At 33.5% G+C, this 18,099-nt stretch carries 13 protein-coding genes; 3 read left to right on the top strand and 10 right to left on the bottom strand.

All coding sequences use genetic code 11. The features are described from left to right. Positions 1-63: 63 nt before the first annotated feature. Complete coding sequence (gene nirD, locus Q4Q40_RS12900; protein ID WP_303302258.1) at positions 64-441, bottom strand: nitrite reductase small subunit NirD; 378 nt, start codon at positions 439-441, stop codon at positions 64-66. Positions 442-612: 171 nt separating this feature from the next. Continuing rightward, positions 613-3,132: a nitrite reductase large subunit NirB gene (gene nirB, locus Q4Q40_RS12895; RefSeq protein ID WP_303302257.1), complete on the bottom strand. Its 2,520-nt coding sequence runs from the start codon at positions 3,130-3,132 to the stop codon at positions 613-615. A gap of 265 nt (positions 3,133-3,397) precedes the next feature. Here nirB and Q4Q40_RS12890 point away from each other — a divergent pair, with 265 nt between their 5' ends. Continuing rightward, positions 3,398-3,898: a hypothetical protein gene (locus Q4Q40_RS12890; protein ID WP_303302256.1), complete on the top strand. Its 501-nt coding sequence runs from the start codon at positions 3,398-3,400 to the stop codon at positions 3,896-3,898. A 46-nt stretch (positions 3,899-3,944) separates the two neighbouring features. Here Q4Q40_RS12890 and Q4Q40_RS12885 read toward each other — a convergent pair whose 3' ends face one another. From Q4Q40_RS12885 to Q4Q40_RS12865, 5 genes are all read right to left on the bottom strand, one after another. After that, positions 3,945-6,242 (bottom strand): FdhF/YdeP family oxidoreductase, encoded by a 2,298-nt coding sequence (locus tag Q4Q40_RS12885; RefSeq protein ID WP_303302255.1) that lies wholly within the window; start codon positions 6,240-6,242, stop codon positions 3,945-3,947. Between the two features lie 46 nt (positions 6,243-6,288). Then, the gene (locus Q4Q40_RS12880; RefSeq protein ID WP_303302254.1) at positions 6,289-6,903 is read right to left on the bottom strand and encodes a nucleotidyltransferase family protein; all 615 of its coding nucleotides are present in this window, start codon (positions 6,901-6,903) and stop codon (positions 6,289-6,291) included. Between the two features lie 11 nt (positions 6,904-6,914). Then, positions 6,915-7,928, bottom strand: coding sequence for an XdhC family protein (locus Q4Q40_RS12875; protein WP_303302253.1), 1,014 nt, complete (start codon positions 7,926-7,928; stop codon positions 6,915-6,917). A gap of 9 nt (positions 7,929-7,937) precedes the next feature. Further along, complete coding sequence (locus tag Q4Q40_RS12870) at positions 7,938-10,154, bottom strand: xanthine dehydrogenase family protein molybdopterin-binding subunit (protein WP_303302252.1); 2,217 nt, start codon at positions 10,152-10,154, stop codon at positions 7,938-7,940. Positions 10,155-10,342: 188 nt separating this feature from the next. Next, entirely contained in the window at positions 10,343-10,804 is a 462-nt protein-coding gene (locus tag Q4Q40_RS12865) for a (2Fe-2S)-binding protein (RefSeq protein WP_303302251.1), read from the bottom strand. A gap of 415 nt (positions 10,805-11,219) precedes the next feature. On the opposite strand from Q4Q40_RS12865, the gene Q4Q40_RS12860 reads away from it, so the two are divergent. Continuing rightward, positions 11,220-12,359 (top strand): sodium:calcium antiporter, encoded by a 1,140-nt coding sequence (locus Q4Q40_RS12860; RefSeq protein WP_303302250.1) that lies wholly within the window; start codon positions 11,220-11,222, stop codon positions 12,357-12,359. A 603-nt stretch (positions 12,360-12,962) separates the two neighbouring features. Here Q4Q40_RS12860 and Q4Q40_RS12855 read toward each other — a convergent pair. Together Q4Q40_RS12855 and Q4Q40_RS12850 are read right to left on the bottom strand one after the other, a co-directional pair. After that, entirely contained in the window at positions 12,963-14,900 is a 1,938-nt protein-coding gene (locus Q4Q40_RS12855; RefSeq protein WP_303302249.1) for a CASTOR/POLLUX-related putative ion channel, read from the bottom strand. 54 nt (positions 14,901-14,954) lie between these two features. After that, entirely contained in the window at positions 14,955-15,581 is a 627-nt protein-coding gene (locus Q4Q40_RS12850) for a TerB family tellurite resistance protein (RefSeq protein ID WP_303302248.1), read from the bottom strand. Between the two features lie 394 nt (positions 15,582-15,975). On the opposite strand from Q4Q40_RS12850, the gene Q4Q40_RS12845 reads away from it, so the two are divergent. Further along, a complete protein-coding gene (locus tag Q4Q40_RS12845) occupies positions 15,976-16,437 on the top strand; it encodes an SHOCT domain-containing protein (protein WP_303302247.1) in 462 nt (153 codons plus the stop codon). A 206-nt stretch (positions 16,438-16,643) separates the two neighbouring features. On the opposite strand, the gene kbl is transcribed toward Q4Q40_RS12845, so the two are convergent. After that, positions 16,644-17,831: a glycine C-acetyltransferase gene (gene kbl, locus Q4Q40_RS12840; protein WP_303302246.1), complete on the bottom strand. Its 1,188-nt coding sequence runs from the start codon at positions 17,829-17,831 to the stop codon at positions 16,644-16,646. Positions 17,832-18,099: the final 268 nt, after the last annotated feature.

Raw genomic sequence — 18,099 nt, 5'->3', positions numbered from 1 at the left:
TTTTAATTTCACCTCTAAAAACCAAACTTTTTGGTATAAAACTAAAAAATTAAGACGCGTTCATTAATCTGAAAAGCCAATATACACATTTCCGTTTTCAATTTTAACAGGATAGGTCGCAATTTTTAAATCTTCTCCTGCCAGGTTAGAACCATCTTCTAAAGAAAAATTCTTTTTGTGCATCGGACAAGCCACTTTTGGGATATCGTCTTTATCCCCTATCATTCCTAAAGACAATACCATTTCCATTTTATGCGGACACAAATTTTGCGCGGCATACCATTTAGACGTTCTACTAAAATTATAAACCGCTATTTGCTTGGTTTTATATTTAATACAAGCACCGCTATTTTCTGGAAAATCGGATACTTCCCCAACATTAAACCATTCTTTTACACTAGTTTCTGTTACTGTTTCGTATTGATTAAGTAAATCTTGCATCTTTATAATAGGTTATATTTTAAATCAATCTATTCTTTATTTGGTTTTCTGTTTTCAGTGTTCAGTGTTCAGTGTTCAGTGTTCAATATACCACTTCAAACTTTAAACTTCCAACTCCTAACTTCAAGCTCCCAACTTCAAACTTCAAGCTCCTAACTCCCAACTTCAAACTCAACTCCAAACTTTCGGCATTTTTTGATCACGCATTGGTACAAACACTAAGTTATCATCGGTATCATCAGAGTTCACAAAATGTTTAAAACGTTTCATCATTTCTGGGTTTTCAACCGCTTGTTTCCACTCACACTCATACTTATCAACCAAACCTTGCATTTCTATGTCCAAATCTTCTGCAATTCCAAGAGAATCTTCTATAACTACTTGTCTTAAATACTCGATGCCTCCTTCTAGTTTATCCAACCAAGGCGCTGTTCTTACTAATGGTCCCGCAGTACGTATATAGAACATTAAAAATCTATCCAAATATTTAATAGCTGTTGCATCATCTAATTGTTCTGCTAATAACACCGCATGTTTTGGTGTTGCGCCGCCATTTCCACATACGTATAAATTCCACCCGCCGTCTACAGCTATCAATCCAAAATCTTTTCCTCTGGCTTCAGCACATTCTCGAATACACCCAGAGACACCTCCTTTAAGTTTGTGTGGTGAACGTAAGCCTCTATAACGATTTTCAATTTCTATAGCAAACGTCACACTTTCATGCATACCATAACGACACCAAGTAGACCCTACGCAACTTTTAACCGTACGAAGTGATTTACCATAGGCATGACCACTTTCAAACCCTGCATCAATAAGTTCTTTCCAAATTAGTGGTAATTCGTGTAGCTGGGCACCGAATAAATCGATACGCTGTCCACCAGTTATTTTTGTATATAAATCGTATTTCTTAGCGACTTCACCAATAACAATTAACTTATCTGGTGTAATTTCTCCTCCAGGAATTCTTGGCACCACAGAATACGTTCCGTTACGTTGAATATTTGCTAAAAACCGATCGTTTGTATCTTGAATACCAACCTGTCGGTTAGGTGTTTCCATATGAATACTTGCAAATATTGAAGCTATTAATGGTTTACAGATTTCACAACCATGTCCTTCTCCAAACAGATTAAGGGTTTCATTGTAATCTGCAACTTTATTAATTTTAATGAGATCGTATAATTCTTGACGATTAAAATCGAAATGCTCACAAATGGTTTCTTTTACTTCTTTTCCAAGTGATTTAAGGGTTTCGTTAACCAAATCGACTACCATAGGTTTACAACCACCACAACCTGTTGTTGCTTTTGTTTTGGTGATAACGTCTCCTAAATTCTCACAACCTTCTTCTGTAATGGCGCAACAAATATCTCCTTTAGTAACGCTTTCACAAGAACACACTTGTGCTGCATCTGGAATGTCCATAACGCTTCCAAACGATGAACCGCCTTCTCCTCTGCTTCCTATAATTAATTCTTCGGCATCTTCTGGGATTGGTAATCCGTTTAAATAAATTTGATGAAACATATTATAATCACTGGCATCACCTACTAAAATACCTCCTAACAATTTTTTACCATCGTGACTTATATTGATTCGTTTGTATAAGTTTTTTGTTTTGTTTTCGTAAATTATTGAATAGCCTTTTTCTACTGGCATAAAAGGTTCTCCATAACTGGCTACATCTACACCTATTAACTTAAGTTTGGTAGACATATCGATATCACTTGCCATCAATACTTCAGAATTACCTAAAATTTGATTCACTGCTACTTCTGCCATATCGTAACCTGGAGCTACCAAACCATAAATCATTTGGTTATATAGAGCCACTTCACCTATAGCATAAATTTCTGGATCGGACGTTTGCATTTTATCATTTACTACAATACCGCCTCTTACTCCCATTTCCAAATCGCAGGTTTTTGCTAATTCGTCTCTAGGTCTGATACCCGCCGAAACAACTAGCATCTCTACATCTATTTTATCGTATTCTCCAAACTCCATGCCTGTAATAGCATCATCACCCAGAATTTTATTAGTTGCTTTAGATAAATGAACATTAATACCTATAGATTCTATTTTCTCTTGTAAAACCTTACTCGCACGTGTATCTAATTGCCTTGGCATTAATTTTGGTGCAAATTCTACCACATGAGGTTCAAACCCCATATCCATAACCGCTTTGGCAGCTTCTAAACCTAAAAGTCCACCGCCTAATACAGCTGCTTTTACTGTCTCTGAATTTTTAGATCTTAAAACCTCGGCATAGGCCAACATATCTTCTAAATCTTCTATAGTTCTGTAAACAAAAACACCTTTCTTTTCTATACCACTAATATTGGGCACAAAAGGCGCAGATCCTGTTGCTAAAACTAAATAATCGTACGTATAGTTTAATTCTTTACTAGTTGTAATTTTTTTGGAAGACCGATGTATGTCTGTAATACGCTCATCGGTAATTAATTCGATACCGTTTTCTTCGTACCATGATCTAGGAGCCATCTCTAATGCTTTGGCATCACTATTTTCAAAAAACTCGCTTAGATGTACCCGATCGTAAGCTGGTCTTACTTCTTCTCCAAAAACAGTAAGTTCAAATCCTTTAGAACCAGAGTGAGCTACAAATTTTTCACAGAACTTGTACCCTACCATACCATTACCAACAACTATAATTTTTAACATAACTACGTATTTATTGAAAAACAAAATTAAGTAATTATACTTAGTTATTAATATATAACTTAAGTAAATTGCGCTATAACCTGAATTATTATAGATTTCTCAAATTGATACTATGTATATTGATTAATAACTAAAATATGAGGGTTTGAATTAAATTGAATTAAACAATTCAATGACATCATTCAAAATTCATATGATATTATTTTAGAGGTGATTTTTGTTATATTTGAATGTATATTTGATTGTTGCCACACATATGAGAAAAATGCAGTTACCTGAATTAATAAATAGTTTTGAGAAGGAAAATCAAATCGAATTAGCTATCGAATTGATTGAAATTGGATTACCGATTTGGGATAATTACAACTCTGAAAATCGAATTGAATACACAGATTCTGTTGTTGGAATGTATCATAAAATTGATAAGAATTTAATTAACAAATCAATCAAACTCTTAAAAAAAATAAATGGACGGAATAACTTCTTATCTGACAAAATAAACGGAGCTAAAATTGAACCTCTTCACAATGAAATTAGAGAGCCTGTTGTAGCAAGAGAAGATGACGACTTTGAAATTCCAACAGAAGTTGAACTGATTTTATACTCAACCTCAAACTTGATTGAATATGTAATGGGAAAAACACATAATTCATTAAATGAAAATTTAGCTTACATCTCAATTAACCAATCAATTGATGCAATAACCAAAAGTGGAATCTTAGACTTCGATGAAATAAGAAATATTTTGGAAAGTAAAAAAGCGTGAGGCAACCAGGCAAGGGTCAGAGAATTTTTAGATTAAAAAGCAAAACCTAATCTACTCCCACCACATTAACAACAATACTCTTAGAAGCTGGTGTTTTAGCAGTATGCGCATAACTATCTATAGGCACTAATACGTTAGTCTCTGGAAAATAGGTGGCACAGCAGTTTTTAGGAATATCGTAACCAACCACTTTAAAACTATTGGCTTTTCTAAGTTTACCATTGAATTCTGAAGTTAAATTTACAACTTGGTGTTCTTTAAGGTTTCTAATTTTCATGTCTTCCCGATTCATAAAAATAATCCGTCTTTCGTTAAAAACACCGCGATAACGATCGTCCAAGCCATAAATAGTCGTGTTAAATTGATCGTGGCTACGTATCGTCATCATAATTAATTCAGAATCCTTAAGCTTCCATTCTGGTAATTTATTTAAAGAGAAATTTGCTTTCCCTGTTTTTGTTTTAAATTTTCTTTCTCTGGCACCATTTGGTAAATAAAATCCAGAGGGTTGTTTAAGTCTTTTATTATAATCCTGAAACCCTTCAACAACCTCCTGAATGTCGTCTCGTACTAAATTATAATCATCTTTATATTGCAACCAATTGATTTTGGAACGTTCTTTTAAAGTGGCATGTGCAATATTACAAACCACAGCTACTTCACTTAATAGTTGGTCTGAGCAAGGTTCTAAAATACCTTTGGTAGATGATACAATACCCATAGAGTTTTCTACACTTTGAGTTTGAATGCCTGTTTTTTGATAATCTTTTTCGGCACGTCCTAAACAAGGTAATATTAAAGCTTCTTTACCTGTAACTAAATGTGATCGATTTAGTTTAGTACTTACATGCACTGTTAAATTACAATTTGCCAGACCTTGGGCAGAATAATTTGTATCTGGAACGGCAGAGATAAAATTACCACCTAAGCCAAAAAATACTTTGGCTTTTTTCTCGTTCATGGCTTTAATGGCATCAATTACAGAATAGCCATGTTTTGTTGTTGGTTTAAAACCGTATTTATTTTCAATTTTATCTAAAAAGGCTTGTGGTGCGGATTCCCATATTCCAACGGTTCTATCTCCTTGTACGTTAGAATGTCCCCGTACGGGACAGGTGCCAGCACCTTCTTTTCCTATACTACCTTTTAACAATAATAGATTCACTAATTCTCGTATATTATCAACCGCATTTTCATGCTGCGTGAGTCCCATCGCCCAACAAATGATTATCTTTTCGTTATTTAAAACTAAATATAATACAGCATCAAAAGTCGATTTAGAAACCCCAGATAAGGCCAAACAATCATCAAAATTAAACTGTTTTAAGTCTGAAATAAACGCCTCATAACCATGTGTATGTTCATTAATAAAATCTTTATCAAATACGTTGCCTTCTAATGTTTCTTTTTCTAATAACTTAATCAACAAGGCTTTTACAAAAGCAACGTCTCCATTGATGGTGATTGGTACAAATACATCGGCTAGTTTTGTACCTCCTGTTAATAATTTAATTGGATTTTGCGGATTGGTAAACTTAATAAGTCCTGCTTCTGGTAATGGGTTAATGGCTATAATTTTACCGCCGTTTTTTTTACACTTTTCTAAGGCAGTTAGCATCCTTGGATGGTTTGTTGCTGGATTCTGACCAATAACCATAACCAATTCTGCTTTGTATAAATCATCTAATGTTACCGAGCCTTTTCCAATACCTAAGGTTTCAGAAAGCGCGCTACCACTTGCTTCATGACACATATTTGAACAGTCTGGAAGGTTCGCTGTTCCGAATTCCCGAACAAACAATTGATATAAGAAAGCTGCTTCGTTAGTGGTTCTGCCTGATGTGTAAAAAACAGCTTCGTCTGGATTATCTAACGCATTTAAATGTTTGCCTACTTTTTCAAACGCTGTTTCCCAAGATATGGGCTGATAGTGGGATGCACCTTCTGCTAAAAACATAGGTTCTGAAAGGCGCCCTGATTTCCCAATTTCAAAATCGGATAAGTTAGCAAGTGCGTCAACGGAATGGTTTGCAAAAAACGCATAGTCGATTGTTTTATTTTGCATTTCTTCCGACATTGCTTTCATACCATTTTCACAGTATTCACCTAATAATGAACGTTCATCGTCTGGGTCTGGCCAGGCACAACCTGGACAATCGAATCCGCCTTTTTGATTTATTTTGGTTGATATTTTAATAGCATCTGTAGGTTTCATATACTTAGAAACATGCGTAAATGCGGCTTTCAATGCTTTAAAACCACCTGTGTTTGTTGCAGGTTTTGTGGTTTTTATGCTTGTAAACTCTTCTGGTGTATTTGCTTTATCGATTGGAGATCTGCTCATGAAACGCTGCTATATTTAACTGCTATTGCTGTAAATTTAAGTTTTTTTAAATTTGATCTTTATAAAGATTCGCATAATCTTCTTTATAATCTAAATCTATATTCTCAAATTCGGGCTTAAAAACTTTTACTAAAGGGGCATATTTTTTTAGAAGTATTTTAGCGCCATTATCATGCTTTAGTTTTGATAATTCTGAGAGGTAGACCTTATCAAATATCACTGGAACACCAGAAACGCCATTTTTATAGGAACTTGCTATTATTTGACCTGTATTAATAGTAACGTTTTGAATTAAAGTATTTAAAAATTCAGGATCTATAAATGGCTGATCTGCTAAACAAATAAGTACGGCATCAACCTCTTGTTTTAAGTTTAAAATATATTCGGCAGCACAGGCTATAGATTTTCCTAAACCCAATTCCCAATCTTTATTTTTAATAATAGTAACAGGCAACTTATCTATGTTACTTTTTATCGTAGCATAATTTGCTCCTAATACCACAAAAACCTGATTCGTGTTCGTTTTTAATGCCATTTCAATGCTATGTTCTAACAACGTATTACCTTCTCTCCAAGGAAGCAATTGTTTTATAGTCCCCATGCGTTTTGACGCACCAGCAGCTAAAATAACTATGGGAATATTTAAAGAATCTTTAGGCACTTTTGAATATATTAAGAATGAATTTTCCCTGTTTTTTTACTTAATGGTATAGGGTCTTTTTTTCTGGCAACAGACAGTATTTCCGACACAATAGAAACGGCTATTTCTTGTGGGGTCTCAGAACCAATATTAAGCCCTGCAGGACCGTGAATCGTATCTAAAAAGACAGTATTTACATCTGGACAATATTCTATAAATTGAGACAACAAATCATCCCGCCGTTTCGATGGTCCTAATAGACCAATATAAACGGGGTTAGTCTCTTTTAGTTGTACTAAATACCTCAAATCGTTAGCAAAATTGTGGGTCATTAGTACAACCGCTGTTTGATTATCTATGGCTGCTATTTCCATATTTTCTGCCGAAACCGCTTGAAAACTAATAGCGCCAGGGAAATTCGCAATAGATTTAGACTCTGATGGTCCAGAAATAATAGCAACCTCCCACCCTGTTAATGCTGCATATTTACATAATTGTACAGCATCGTGCTCTGCTCCTATAATTACAAGTTTAAAACAGGGGGTCATGTTTTGCTTAAAAAGTGATAACGACTTGTTTTCTTTTAGTTTTTGCTTATTGCTTTGCAATGAAAAAAACGAACTATTCATTTTAACCCAAGACCCTATTCCAGAAATGACGCCTTCTTTTTTATCAAAATAAGACCAAATTTCGAAGGTCTTTCTGTCGTTCATTACTTTAGAAAACACGTCTTTAAAATCGGACTCAAATAGTTCTATTAAAATATACAAAACACCTTCACAACCTAATCTATATCTACCGTCGTAAGTCATTATTTTAGAATCTCCTGTCTTAAAAACAGATTCTGATTGTAACAAGATTTCCTTTTCTACACAGCCCCCACTCACAGCACCAATCATATTGCCATCTTCTAAAATAAGCATGCGTACTCCAGGTTTTCTATAGGAAGATCCATCAAGTGCTACAACAGATGCTAATACAGATTTAATGCCTGCTTTACCAGCTATTGCTGCTTGATTGACGATGTTTTTAAATTCATGTGTCATAGATAAAAATTACCCAATAACTTTTTCTAAATTCAGATTATTAATATAAGGTTGTTTTCTTAACCTTTTTCCCGTTGCTTTATAAATAGCATTGGCAACCGCAGCGCCTACAGGCGGTAATGTAGGTTCTCCTAAACCTGTTGGAGCAACATCTCTTTTAACAAAATGGACATCTACTTGTGGCGTCTGTCCCATACGAATAAGTTGATATGTATTAAAGTTATTTGATTGTGGTACGCCCTGATTAAAAGCGAAATCCGAATACATAGCATGTCCAACACCATCAATAACGCCTCCTTTTGCTTGATTTAAAGCGCCTAATGGGTTTACAACGATACCGCAATCAATGGCACAAGTCACTTTTTCAACAATAGGAAGGCCATTTTTCATGGTAATATCTGCCACCTCAGCAACATGGGTATTATGACAATAGTATACCGAAAATCCTTGATAGGTGCCTGCTTTGGTTTTTCCCCAATGAGATTTTTCGACTGCTAATTTTATAACATCTTGCAATCTTTCTGGATTGTAATCTATATTTGGATTTGGGTTTTGTTTTACTTTTTCCAATAAATCCATATGAAATTGCACACGGTCTACGCCTAATGCTTCTGCTATTTCATCAAAAAAACTTTGTTCTGCACTTGCTAAAAAGTTCGTAAAAGGAGCGCGCCAGGCACCTGTGGTAATATTACTTTTATAATGAGTTGTATCGACTTGATAATTTTCTAGAGCGCCAGCTGGAAAAAAGTGAGGAATTAAACCATACATATTTCCATTTATACAAGCTTCTTTTAAATGATATCCTGTTAGCTTACCGTCTTTTATTGAGGCAGCTATTCTATATTTTGTGGATGGACGATATACTCCAGTACTCATATCATTTTCTCTGGTAGAAATCATTTTGACTGGTTTCTTGATCGCATTCGAAATTTCGGCTGCTTCAAAAACAAAATCACTGTACAGTCTTCTTCCAAAGCCGCCTCCCATTCTTGTCATTTCTACTTGAATGTCTTCAATAGCTCTACCCAAAAAGCTAGAGATGGCTATTGCTGTTGCTTCTGGAGTTTGTATAGGACCAACTAAATGTACCTTATCTTTTGTAACATTTGCGAAAAAATTCATGGGCTCCATACAATTATGTGGTAAAAATGGTGCCTCATACGTACGTTCTATAATTTTGTCTGCTTGTGCAAATGCTTTTTTTACATTGCCGTCTGAGCGTCTGGTTTTAAATACATCCCCATCTAATAAATCAAACAATATTTTATCATGATTTTCGGTACTCTCCAGTGGGGATTCATTTTTCCAAGCTGCTTTAATAGCTTTCATACCTTTTATAGCATCCCAGGTTGTTTTTGCTATAACCGCTACTTTATTACTTGCACTTATTTGTGCTGTCCAACTCTTTTCATCTTGTTTATAATAGTCTTTAACTTTTTCTCCAATGGTAATAACATCTATAACTCCTGGTATAGCTTTTGCTTTCGAATCGTCAAAAGATTCTAATTCTTGTCCAAAAGCTGGTGGTCTTAAAACAGAGGCATATACCATACCTTCTTCTTTATAATCTAAACCAAACAATGGTTTTCCTGTTATAATTTTATCGATATCTACATTTCCTGCTCCATTACCTACAATCGTAAAATCTTTGGGATGTTTTAATGTAACATCTTCTGGAACTTCTAATAAAGCAGCATCTTTAACCACATCACCATAACCTAGCGTTTCTCCTTTTGAATTTGTTATAACTCCCAATTTAGCAGTGCATTCCGACGCATCAACGCCCCATTTTACAGCTGCTGCGTTAATTAACATCTGTTTTGCTGTGGCTCCTGTTTGTCTTAAAGGTTCCCAGCCATGTCTTATGGATTGGCTACCTCCAGCGACTTGTCGTGTATAGTTTTTAGTATCAAGCTTACCTTGTTCGACATAAACATCTTCCCAAGCTACATCTAATTCTTCGGCTATTAACATGGGCATGGATGTTTTAACGCCTTGTCCGATTTCTGGGTTGGGTGAAAATATAGTGACTTTACCTTCATCTGAAATCTTTATAAAGGCATTGAAATCATTAAAATTTAACTGACTAATATCTATGGGCGGTTTTACATCAGATTTACAGGCTGTAAATAAGTTAAAACTAATAAGCATGCCTCCACTTGCCAAGGCTGACGTTTTTAAGAATGACCTTCTACTAAATGTTTGTTGTTTTGAAAGATTCATTTTGTTTCTTATTTAGTGTCTGATCGTAAACAGACTATTTTTATAATTTGAATTATTTTTGATGTCATTTTTATTTACTTTTTATGAGTTGATGCCTTAGCATCAATCGATTAAAAATAAATAAAAAGGGCGCGAAAAGAAACAAATTTAATATTGCTATGTTTCCGACCAGACACTATCTATTAAGATTAACTTATTTTTTCTGATGCCACTTTTACTGCTTTTTCTATACTATTATAGGATGCACAACGGCATATATTCCCATGCATAGCGTCTCTTATTTCCGAATTACTAGGATTGGAATTTTGATTTAAAAAAGCTGAAGCTGTCATAATTTGTCCAGATTGACAATAACCACATTGTGGGACATCAATTTCCTTCCATGCTTGCTGTACAGGATGGTTTCCATCTTCTGATAGTCCTTCGATAGTTGTAATACGCATGCCTTCTGCTTGCGAAATTGGAAGCAAGCAACTTCTCATCGCGTTACCATCAACATGTACTGTGCATGCACCACATTGACCGATACCACAACCATACTTGGTTCCTACTAAATCTATTTGATCTCTTAAAACCCAAAGTAAAGGGGTATCTGCATCTGCTTCGACTGTATGCTTTTTATTATTAATTTTTAAATTGAAGGTTGACATAACTATAGTTGTTAGAGAGTTAATTATCAGTTAGCTAAGTACATGACAAAAAAAGCAAAAACCAACACAAACACCTATTTAACAAGTATTTAAACCGCGTCTCCTCGAGCATTATCGAAATATAAAATGTATTTTATATTGAAGATACCTAGCGAAGCTTAACGAGGGGTTTTTAAATTAAAATCAATTAGTTAAAAACTTAACTTTTCTAAAAGTACGAAAAAACGAAAGTGGTCATTGTCTCTATACGGCTTTTAACATAGTTTTAATAAAATGCTATGGGTCTATTATAGCAAAAAAGTCAATAGTTTACTGAGGTATAAAAGAGGCGGTTTATATTGAAATATAATATAACAACAAGAGCCTATTTTCTACTTTATTTTTTTTTAGATTTGCCTATATATAATTACTTTTTATGGCTATTATTTCGTCCTTAGGGCTTATTTTAATTACATGCATTATTATTTGGAGAGCTTGCGATGGTTTTGAAATGGCCTCCAATTATTTAGGCAGAAATATGAAAGAGGGTGTTAAAGGCGCTACTATTAATGCTATTGGAAGTAGTTTGCCCGAATTATTTACGACCCTTTTTTTCTTATTTGTATTAAAAGATAAAGATGGGTTTTCTGGTGGTATTGGTACCACAGCCGGAAGCGCTGTTTTTAACGCAATGATTATTCCAGCTGTTGTTATTTTAGTGGTTATAGGAAAAGGTATTTCTTCTAAAATCGAAATCTCCAGAAAAGTTATATGGCGTGACGGAATCTCATTAATTATTGCTGAATTAGCATTGATTTTTGTAATTACTGGTACCTCTTTACATTGGATTCACGGACTTATTTTAATGGTACTATACTTTGCTTATGTTGCTTACATGTTAATAAGTCAAGGCACTGGTGATGTAGAAAATGATTATGAAGATACTGCGGATGGTGGTAACAGAACTGTTGCTCTATTTAAAGGAGATTTGTCTACTGTCGTTTTGGGAGGTTCTAAAATCAATAAAGTCAAAGCTATTGGTTTATTAGTACTTTCTGTTCTTTTTATTGGTTTAGCCTGTTTTTGGCTCGTTCAGGCTTGTGAACAATTTGGAACTGCTATCGGGATGCCAATTTACTTTGTTTCTGTAATACTGGCTTCTGCGGCTACAAGTGTGCCAGATACTATTATATCGTATAAGGATGCTATGAAGGGTAATTATGATGATGCTGTTGCCAATGCTTTAGGAAGTAACATTTTTGATGTATGTTTTGCTTTAGGACTCCCTTTATTCTTATTTACTCTTATTTACGGTCCTATTGAAATGAGTGCAGAAACCATCGAAAATATTGGTCAATTGCGTGTACTTCTCTTAATTTCGACTATACTAGTCTTCTTTATATTCGTTTTTGCTAAAAAAGGCATTAAAAAACTTCATGCTAGATTACTCTTATTATTATATGTGCTGTTTGTTGCTTATTCTATTGGTAAAGGTGTGAGTTATAACATTCCTGTTATTAATGAAGTATCGGATTTGTTATCTACAATATCGCGTTGGTTTGCTTCTATTTTTTAGTGTTTATAGATGAATTAAGACTTGTATTTAAATATTTTGTCATTCTTTGTTTGCAAAAGGGTCGTATCATTCCAGAACATTCCGATAATTGTCGGAGCTGAAGAATCTGTTTTGATTTTTAGATAAATAAGATTCTTCAATCCTCCCTCCTACCATTGACGTATTTTATAAACAACTAACTTTCAATTATTTGTCATTCAGAGCGCAGCGAAGAATCTTTATTATTAATCTCTAAAGATTCTTCAGTCGTACCTCCTTCTGAATGACACTAACCTTTTGCAAACATAGGATGACACCCCAATTACGTCATTATATAGGCTTGATATTTTTTTATCTCAAATCTACTATTGACGTGTTTCACAAACAACTAACTTTCAGCTATTTATCATTCAGAGCGCAGCGAAGAATCTTTATTATTAATCTCTAAAGATTCTTCAGTCGTAAGCTTTGCTTATATCTTCAAACAAAATATATTTTGTTTTCGATAGCCTTCTGGATGACATTACGTTTTACTTTTACATAGGAATAATGTCAACCTGAAGAATACCAGAGTGTAAGCGAACATTTGTATATTAAAATATTACGCTAGCTTGAAAAAATCATCTAAAGTTCGTCCTCACTCAAAACAATTAAGAAATCATTTTCAGTAAGCTCAATAGCCATATCCTTTTCTGGGTTAAGTTTAATACCAAAGTTATCATCTATAGATTTACTTAAGTTTCCTTTTCTAACTCCTAAACAAATTTCGTCACGTTGATGTGCACAGAAAATAGCATCCGTAAATGTTATATTTTGTGGGAACGTATCAAAATATAAGGTTGCTGGTTTTACATATATTTCGCTACCATCTTCTGAGAAAATATCGTCGTAAAAGTTTTTCATTAAGGTCTCTTCACTTAATTGCGCTAAAATCATAGTGATTAACTTATTACTAATAATGAAATCGTCTACATTGGTTTGTGTGATGATCTCTTGGTTCTCTGAATTTAAGACCTGTGTAATAATATGTAACCCGCTATCTTTACTCAATACTTTTCTTAACAGTAAGAGAATAATTAGTGTATCTGAATCTATTTTATCTGCAGATTGCTCTTCCATACTCTGAGATAAAATAACAACGGTATCGTAGTTTTCTGGATTTACGGCTTGTAATTTTTCTAAATCTAATGGGTTAGAGTCATGAAGGTTTATATTAAAATCTTCATATTCTGTATTTATATTTTTAACAATATCTTGTAATTCTTCATTAGGCGCATCGAACATAATATCAAAATCTGAACCTTCTAATAAATAATCTGTGGCTTCTTCTATAAAGACCTCTGCAACCTTATGCCAACCTAAAATAAGGATGCGTTTCTTTTTCTGTTCTAAACGTTTATCAATAATTTTTTTAGAGGTATCTGGAAAGAAATATTGCTTATTTCCGAAGGCTATAGTGGAATCATCTTCGGCTAAAATAACAACGGTATCTCCATTTTTAAGAACTGTATCTACTGGAGGGCGTAAAACTAACCCGTCTGCTTCAGAATATATTCCTAATGGGATTCCATCTTTCATATAATAACTTAACTCGTAGAAATTAGTACCGTTCCAGTCATCCTGATAAAAATAGATCTCACAGCCATCAAAGGATAATATTTCTTTATAAACCGTATCCAATCCACTTGTTAAAGAGGTTTGAATGAGCAGTTTTCCCATAATGTCCCAGCTATCGATCGCTATAATATTATCATCTTCGAAAAAACTGATAATATCTCGTTTTTCTTTAGTGAAAATTTCAGCAATTATTGGCAGTTCATTTTTACCGTCTTGACATGCCGTGACCGCTAGTATGGACTTTACAGATTGCACATCGCTAGCTACTTTTTTATCTGTGGATGCACTCTCTGAACAGTTTGCCAATATAATTATAGAGCGTGCGGATTCTAAATTTACACGTTTTAATTCATTGATATTTGCATAATCCCCTTGTGTTGTAATGATCTCTGTAGTTAACGTGTCTGGAAGACGCTTTGTTATAAGGTTATCCATCACCTCTTTACTCTCTCTAGATAAGATTACAACAGCCGCCTTCGATTCACTTTCATTGGCTAAAATAAGTTCTCTGATAACATCAACTACACGTTCGTTCCAACCTAATATTACTGTATGGTTATTTTCTATAACCTTACCTCTACCTTTTCTAAAATCGTAAAGCATCGTATCTAATGCGGTCGTAATAAAACCTATAAGCATAGACAATAAAATGACGCCTGTTAAACCAGAAAGCACTGTTATAATTTTAAGATATGTTGGAGCTTCGTTATCCTGATTCATATTCCCAGGATCTGTCATTTCTAAAAAAGTCACCCAAATATCTTTAAAAATATTACCTGTATAATCTAAACTTGGGAATAGATATATGAGTAGTAATCGTAGGCCTGTAAGGACTACAAATACTACTATAAACAAGATTAAAAGGCTTTTAAATATGGAAGCGCCTCCTTTACTTAAAAAACGTTCTGCTTTATAGCTTAAACGTTCTCTGAAAGAATTTTTCATAAAATAGTAGGATTGAAAGTTGTTAGAGTTTGGGGTATTAAATAATGCTAAATTTTAGTTGAGTTGTTCTACAAATTCTGCCATGATGCCTTTTACATGAGCTGAAGACATATCCATAACGGTTCCCATTTCTAGGATCATTGTTCTTTCTGAAGCATCAAAATTACCATCAGAATATGCAACATCTAAAGCACATTTTATTAAAAGTTCCTTACCATGCTCATTTAAAGACGGACCGACATTTTTTAAATAGGTTGAAATATCGCTGGAATCTGCTTGTACTTCTTTTATATAATCTTCTAGCTGAAATGAAGACATATCATTATGTCCATATTTATTAATGATATTTAATACCATTACTTTTTCGTTATTATCAATAACACCATCGGCTAACATGATTTTTACCATAACATGGCGTATGGCTTGCTCATACATAGCCATGAATGCTTCTTTATCTTCAGAAGCTGTATTATTTATAACTTTTGTAATAAAAGTACCTTTACAATGGTCACACTCTACATATTCGCCTTTACTTCCTAAAGGAATAAGTGGAATAAAATATAAGGTAAAAAATTGAGTTACTTTTCTGTGTCTATACCCTCTATTGTCTTCACATTGTGGGCAATTAAACATGCCTGTTGCTTTAGTTGAGCGTACACCCCTGGTTCCGAAAATAATCATGATAGTTAGGTTGATTTAGGTTAAAATTATTGCCTAAATATAGTAATCTTAATTTATAAACTAAAATTAGTTATTCAATACAGTTAAGAATTATTAAATATGTTTTTATTGTAGTAACCATTCTTTTTACCTCCAAATTCTATTATTTATGATATGTTTGGGCAAAACAAACAAATTATAAGTGTGATTTTTCTTAAAAATTTAATAATTTTTTATTTTCTTCATTAAGTAAAGAGTATGCAAATAAATTAACAGAAATATTACGAATGGATTTGAATATTATAACAATCCTACATCAAAATCATAGCTTATTGACAAAAACAAGAATAAGCTTATTTTTAACATAAGAATATTTCTTACATTTGAATATCCTAGAAACACAATCTAAAATTTTATGCAAAACATTACTTTAGTGCTTTTATTTTTATTTGCTTCATTGGTTTCTTGGAGTCAGGATTTATATAAGACAAAATCTGGTATTACATACAAGATAGGTGATACTTTATACATTGGGCAACCTTTAAGCAATTTAGGGTGGCTGTCTATTTATGAGACACGGGAAGAAGATTATATTAGAAACAAAAATCTAATTGACAAATTAGTAATTATAACAGATATAAATCTAGAAGCAAATCCAGTACATTTAATATTTAACTATTTAAATAAGGATTTAAAAATAGATATTGACGATGCTATTCGTAATAAAGAAGTTATACCTCATGTAAAAAGGGATTTAGCAGACAAAAAAAAACTCAATAAATATCAATTATTGAAGGATTTGAAAGACCTATTAGACTCTGGAGCATTAACACAAGAAGAGTTTAATGAAGAGAAGAAGAAAATATTAAAGCACTAACCAAAATAAACTGCAATGAAATTGCAGGGTTTATCTTTAGATAAGATAATAAACAAATCTCTTTTGGAACATTACATATGAAGAAATTAATTTTATTATTACTTGCGTCTATTGTTTTTTTTTGTAATTCTAGTGATAATACTTCTGCAACTTTAGACGATAGCAAAAAACTGTTTTAAAACTTGTTAAAATCGTTCAATTAGAAACTAAATCACATCAAGCTCCTTACCTATTTTAATAAATGCTTCAATAGCTTTATCTAAATGATGACGTTTATGTCCTGCTGATAATTGAACACGTATTCTTGCTTTTCCTTTTGGTACTACTGGGTAGAAAAAACCAATAACATAGATGCCTTCTTCTAATAATTTTGAAGCAAATTCTTGTGCCAATGTTGCTTCGTATAGCATAACAGGAACTATAGGATGATCTCCTGGAACGATGTCGAATCCTGCAGCTGTCATTTCTCTTCTAAAGTATCTAGTATTTACTTCCAAGGTATCTCGAAGCTCTGTAGAAGCACTTAAAATATCCAATACTCTAATGGAAGCACCAACTATTGATGGTGCTACGGTATTTGAAAATAAATAAGGTCTGGAACGTTGTCTTAACAGCTCTACAATTTCTTTTCTTGCTGCTGTAAATCCACCAGAAGCGCCTCCTAAAGCTTTACCATAGGTACCTGTTATAATATCTACGCGTCCCATAACTTTTCTGTATTCATGAGTGCCACGACCTGTTTTACCAATAAATCCTGTAGAATGGCATTCGTCAATCATAACTAAAGCATTATAGCTATCTGCTAAATCACAAATTTTATCAAGCTGTGCAATGGTACCGTCCATAGAAAAAGAGCCATCTGTAACGATTAATTTTCTACGTGCTCCTTTTGCTTGAATTAATTGTTCTTCTAAGTCTGACATATTGTTATGGGCATATCTAAATCGTTTTGCCTTACACAAACGAATCCCATCAATTATGGAAGCATGGTTTAATGCATCTGAAATAATAGCATCTTCGGCATTTAAAATAGGTTCAAATAAACCTCCATTTGCATCAAAGGCAGCGGCATATAAAATACAATCTTCCATCCCTAAAAAAAAGGCAGTCTTTTGCTCTAATGTTTTATGAATATCTTGTGTACCACAGATAAAACGTACAGAAGACAAACCGTACCCATGGGAGTCTATAGCTTTTTTTCCTGCATCTATAACTTCTGGATGAGATGATAACCCTAAATAGTTATTGGCGCAAAAATTTAATACTTCTGTTGATGTTGTCGTGCTTATTTCTGAGTTTTGAGGCGTTGTTATAATTCGTTCTGATTTATATAATCCTGCAGCCTTAATTTCTTCAATTTCATTCTGCAAATCATGTTTTATATCTGAATACATATTCTTATTATTTTTGATATTACTACTAAGGGGTTGTTTAAAAATTTCGTCTATTATTTTTTATGCTTCTTTTTACGCATTATTTTGTTAAAATTTAGAACTGTAACTGAGCTACTTTTAAAAATTTCGCCTTGTATTGCATCTCTGCCTGCCAATGTCATTAAATTAAGGAATTTTATCCTATTTTGTCACATTGAACGCAGTCGAAATGCTTTAAAAAGCTAAGGTTTATAAGGTCTTCGACTGCACTACCATTGACGGATTTCAT

Origin of the sequence: Flavivirga jejuensis (assembly GCF_030540765.1) — a bacterium.
Lineage (GTDB): Bacteria > Bacteroidota > Bacteroidia > Flavobacteriales > Flavobacteriaceae > Flavivirga > Flavivirga jejuensis.
This window is presented reverse-complemented; position numbering and strand designations above follow the sequence as displayed.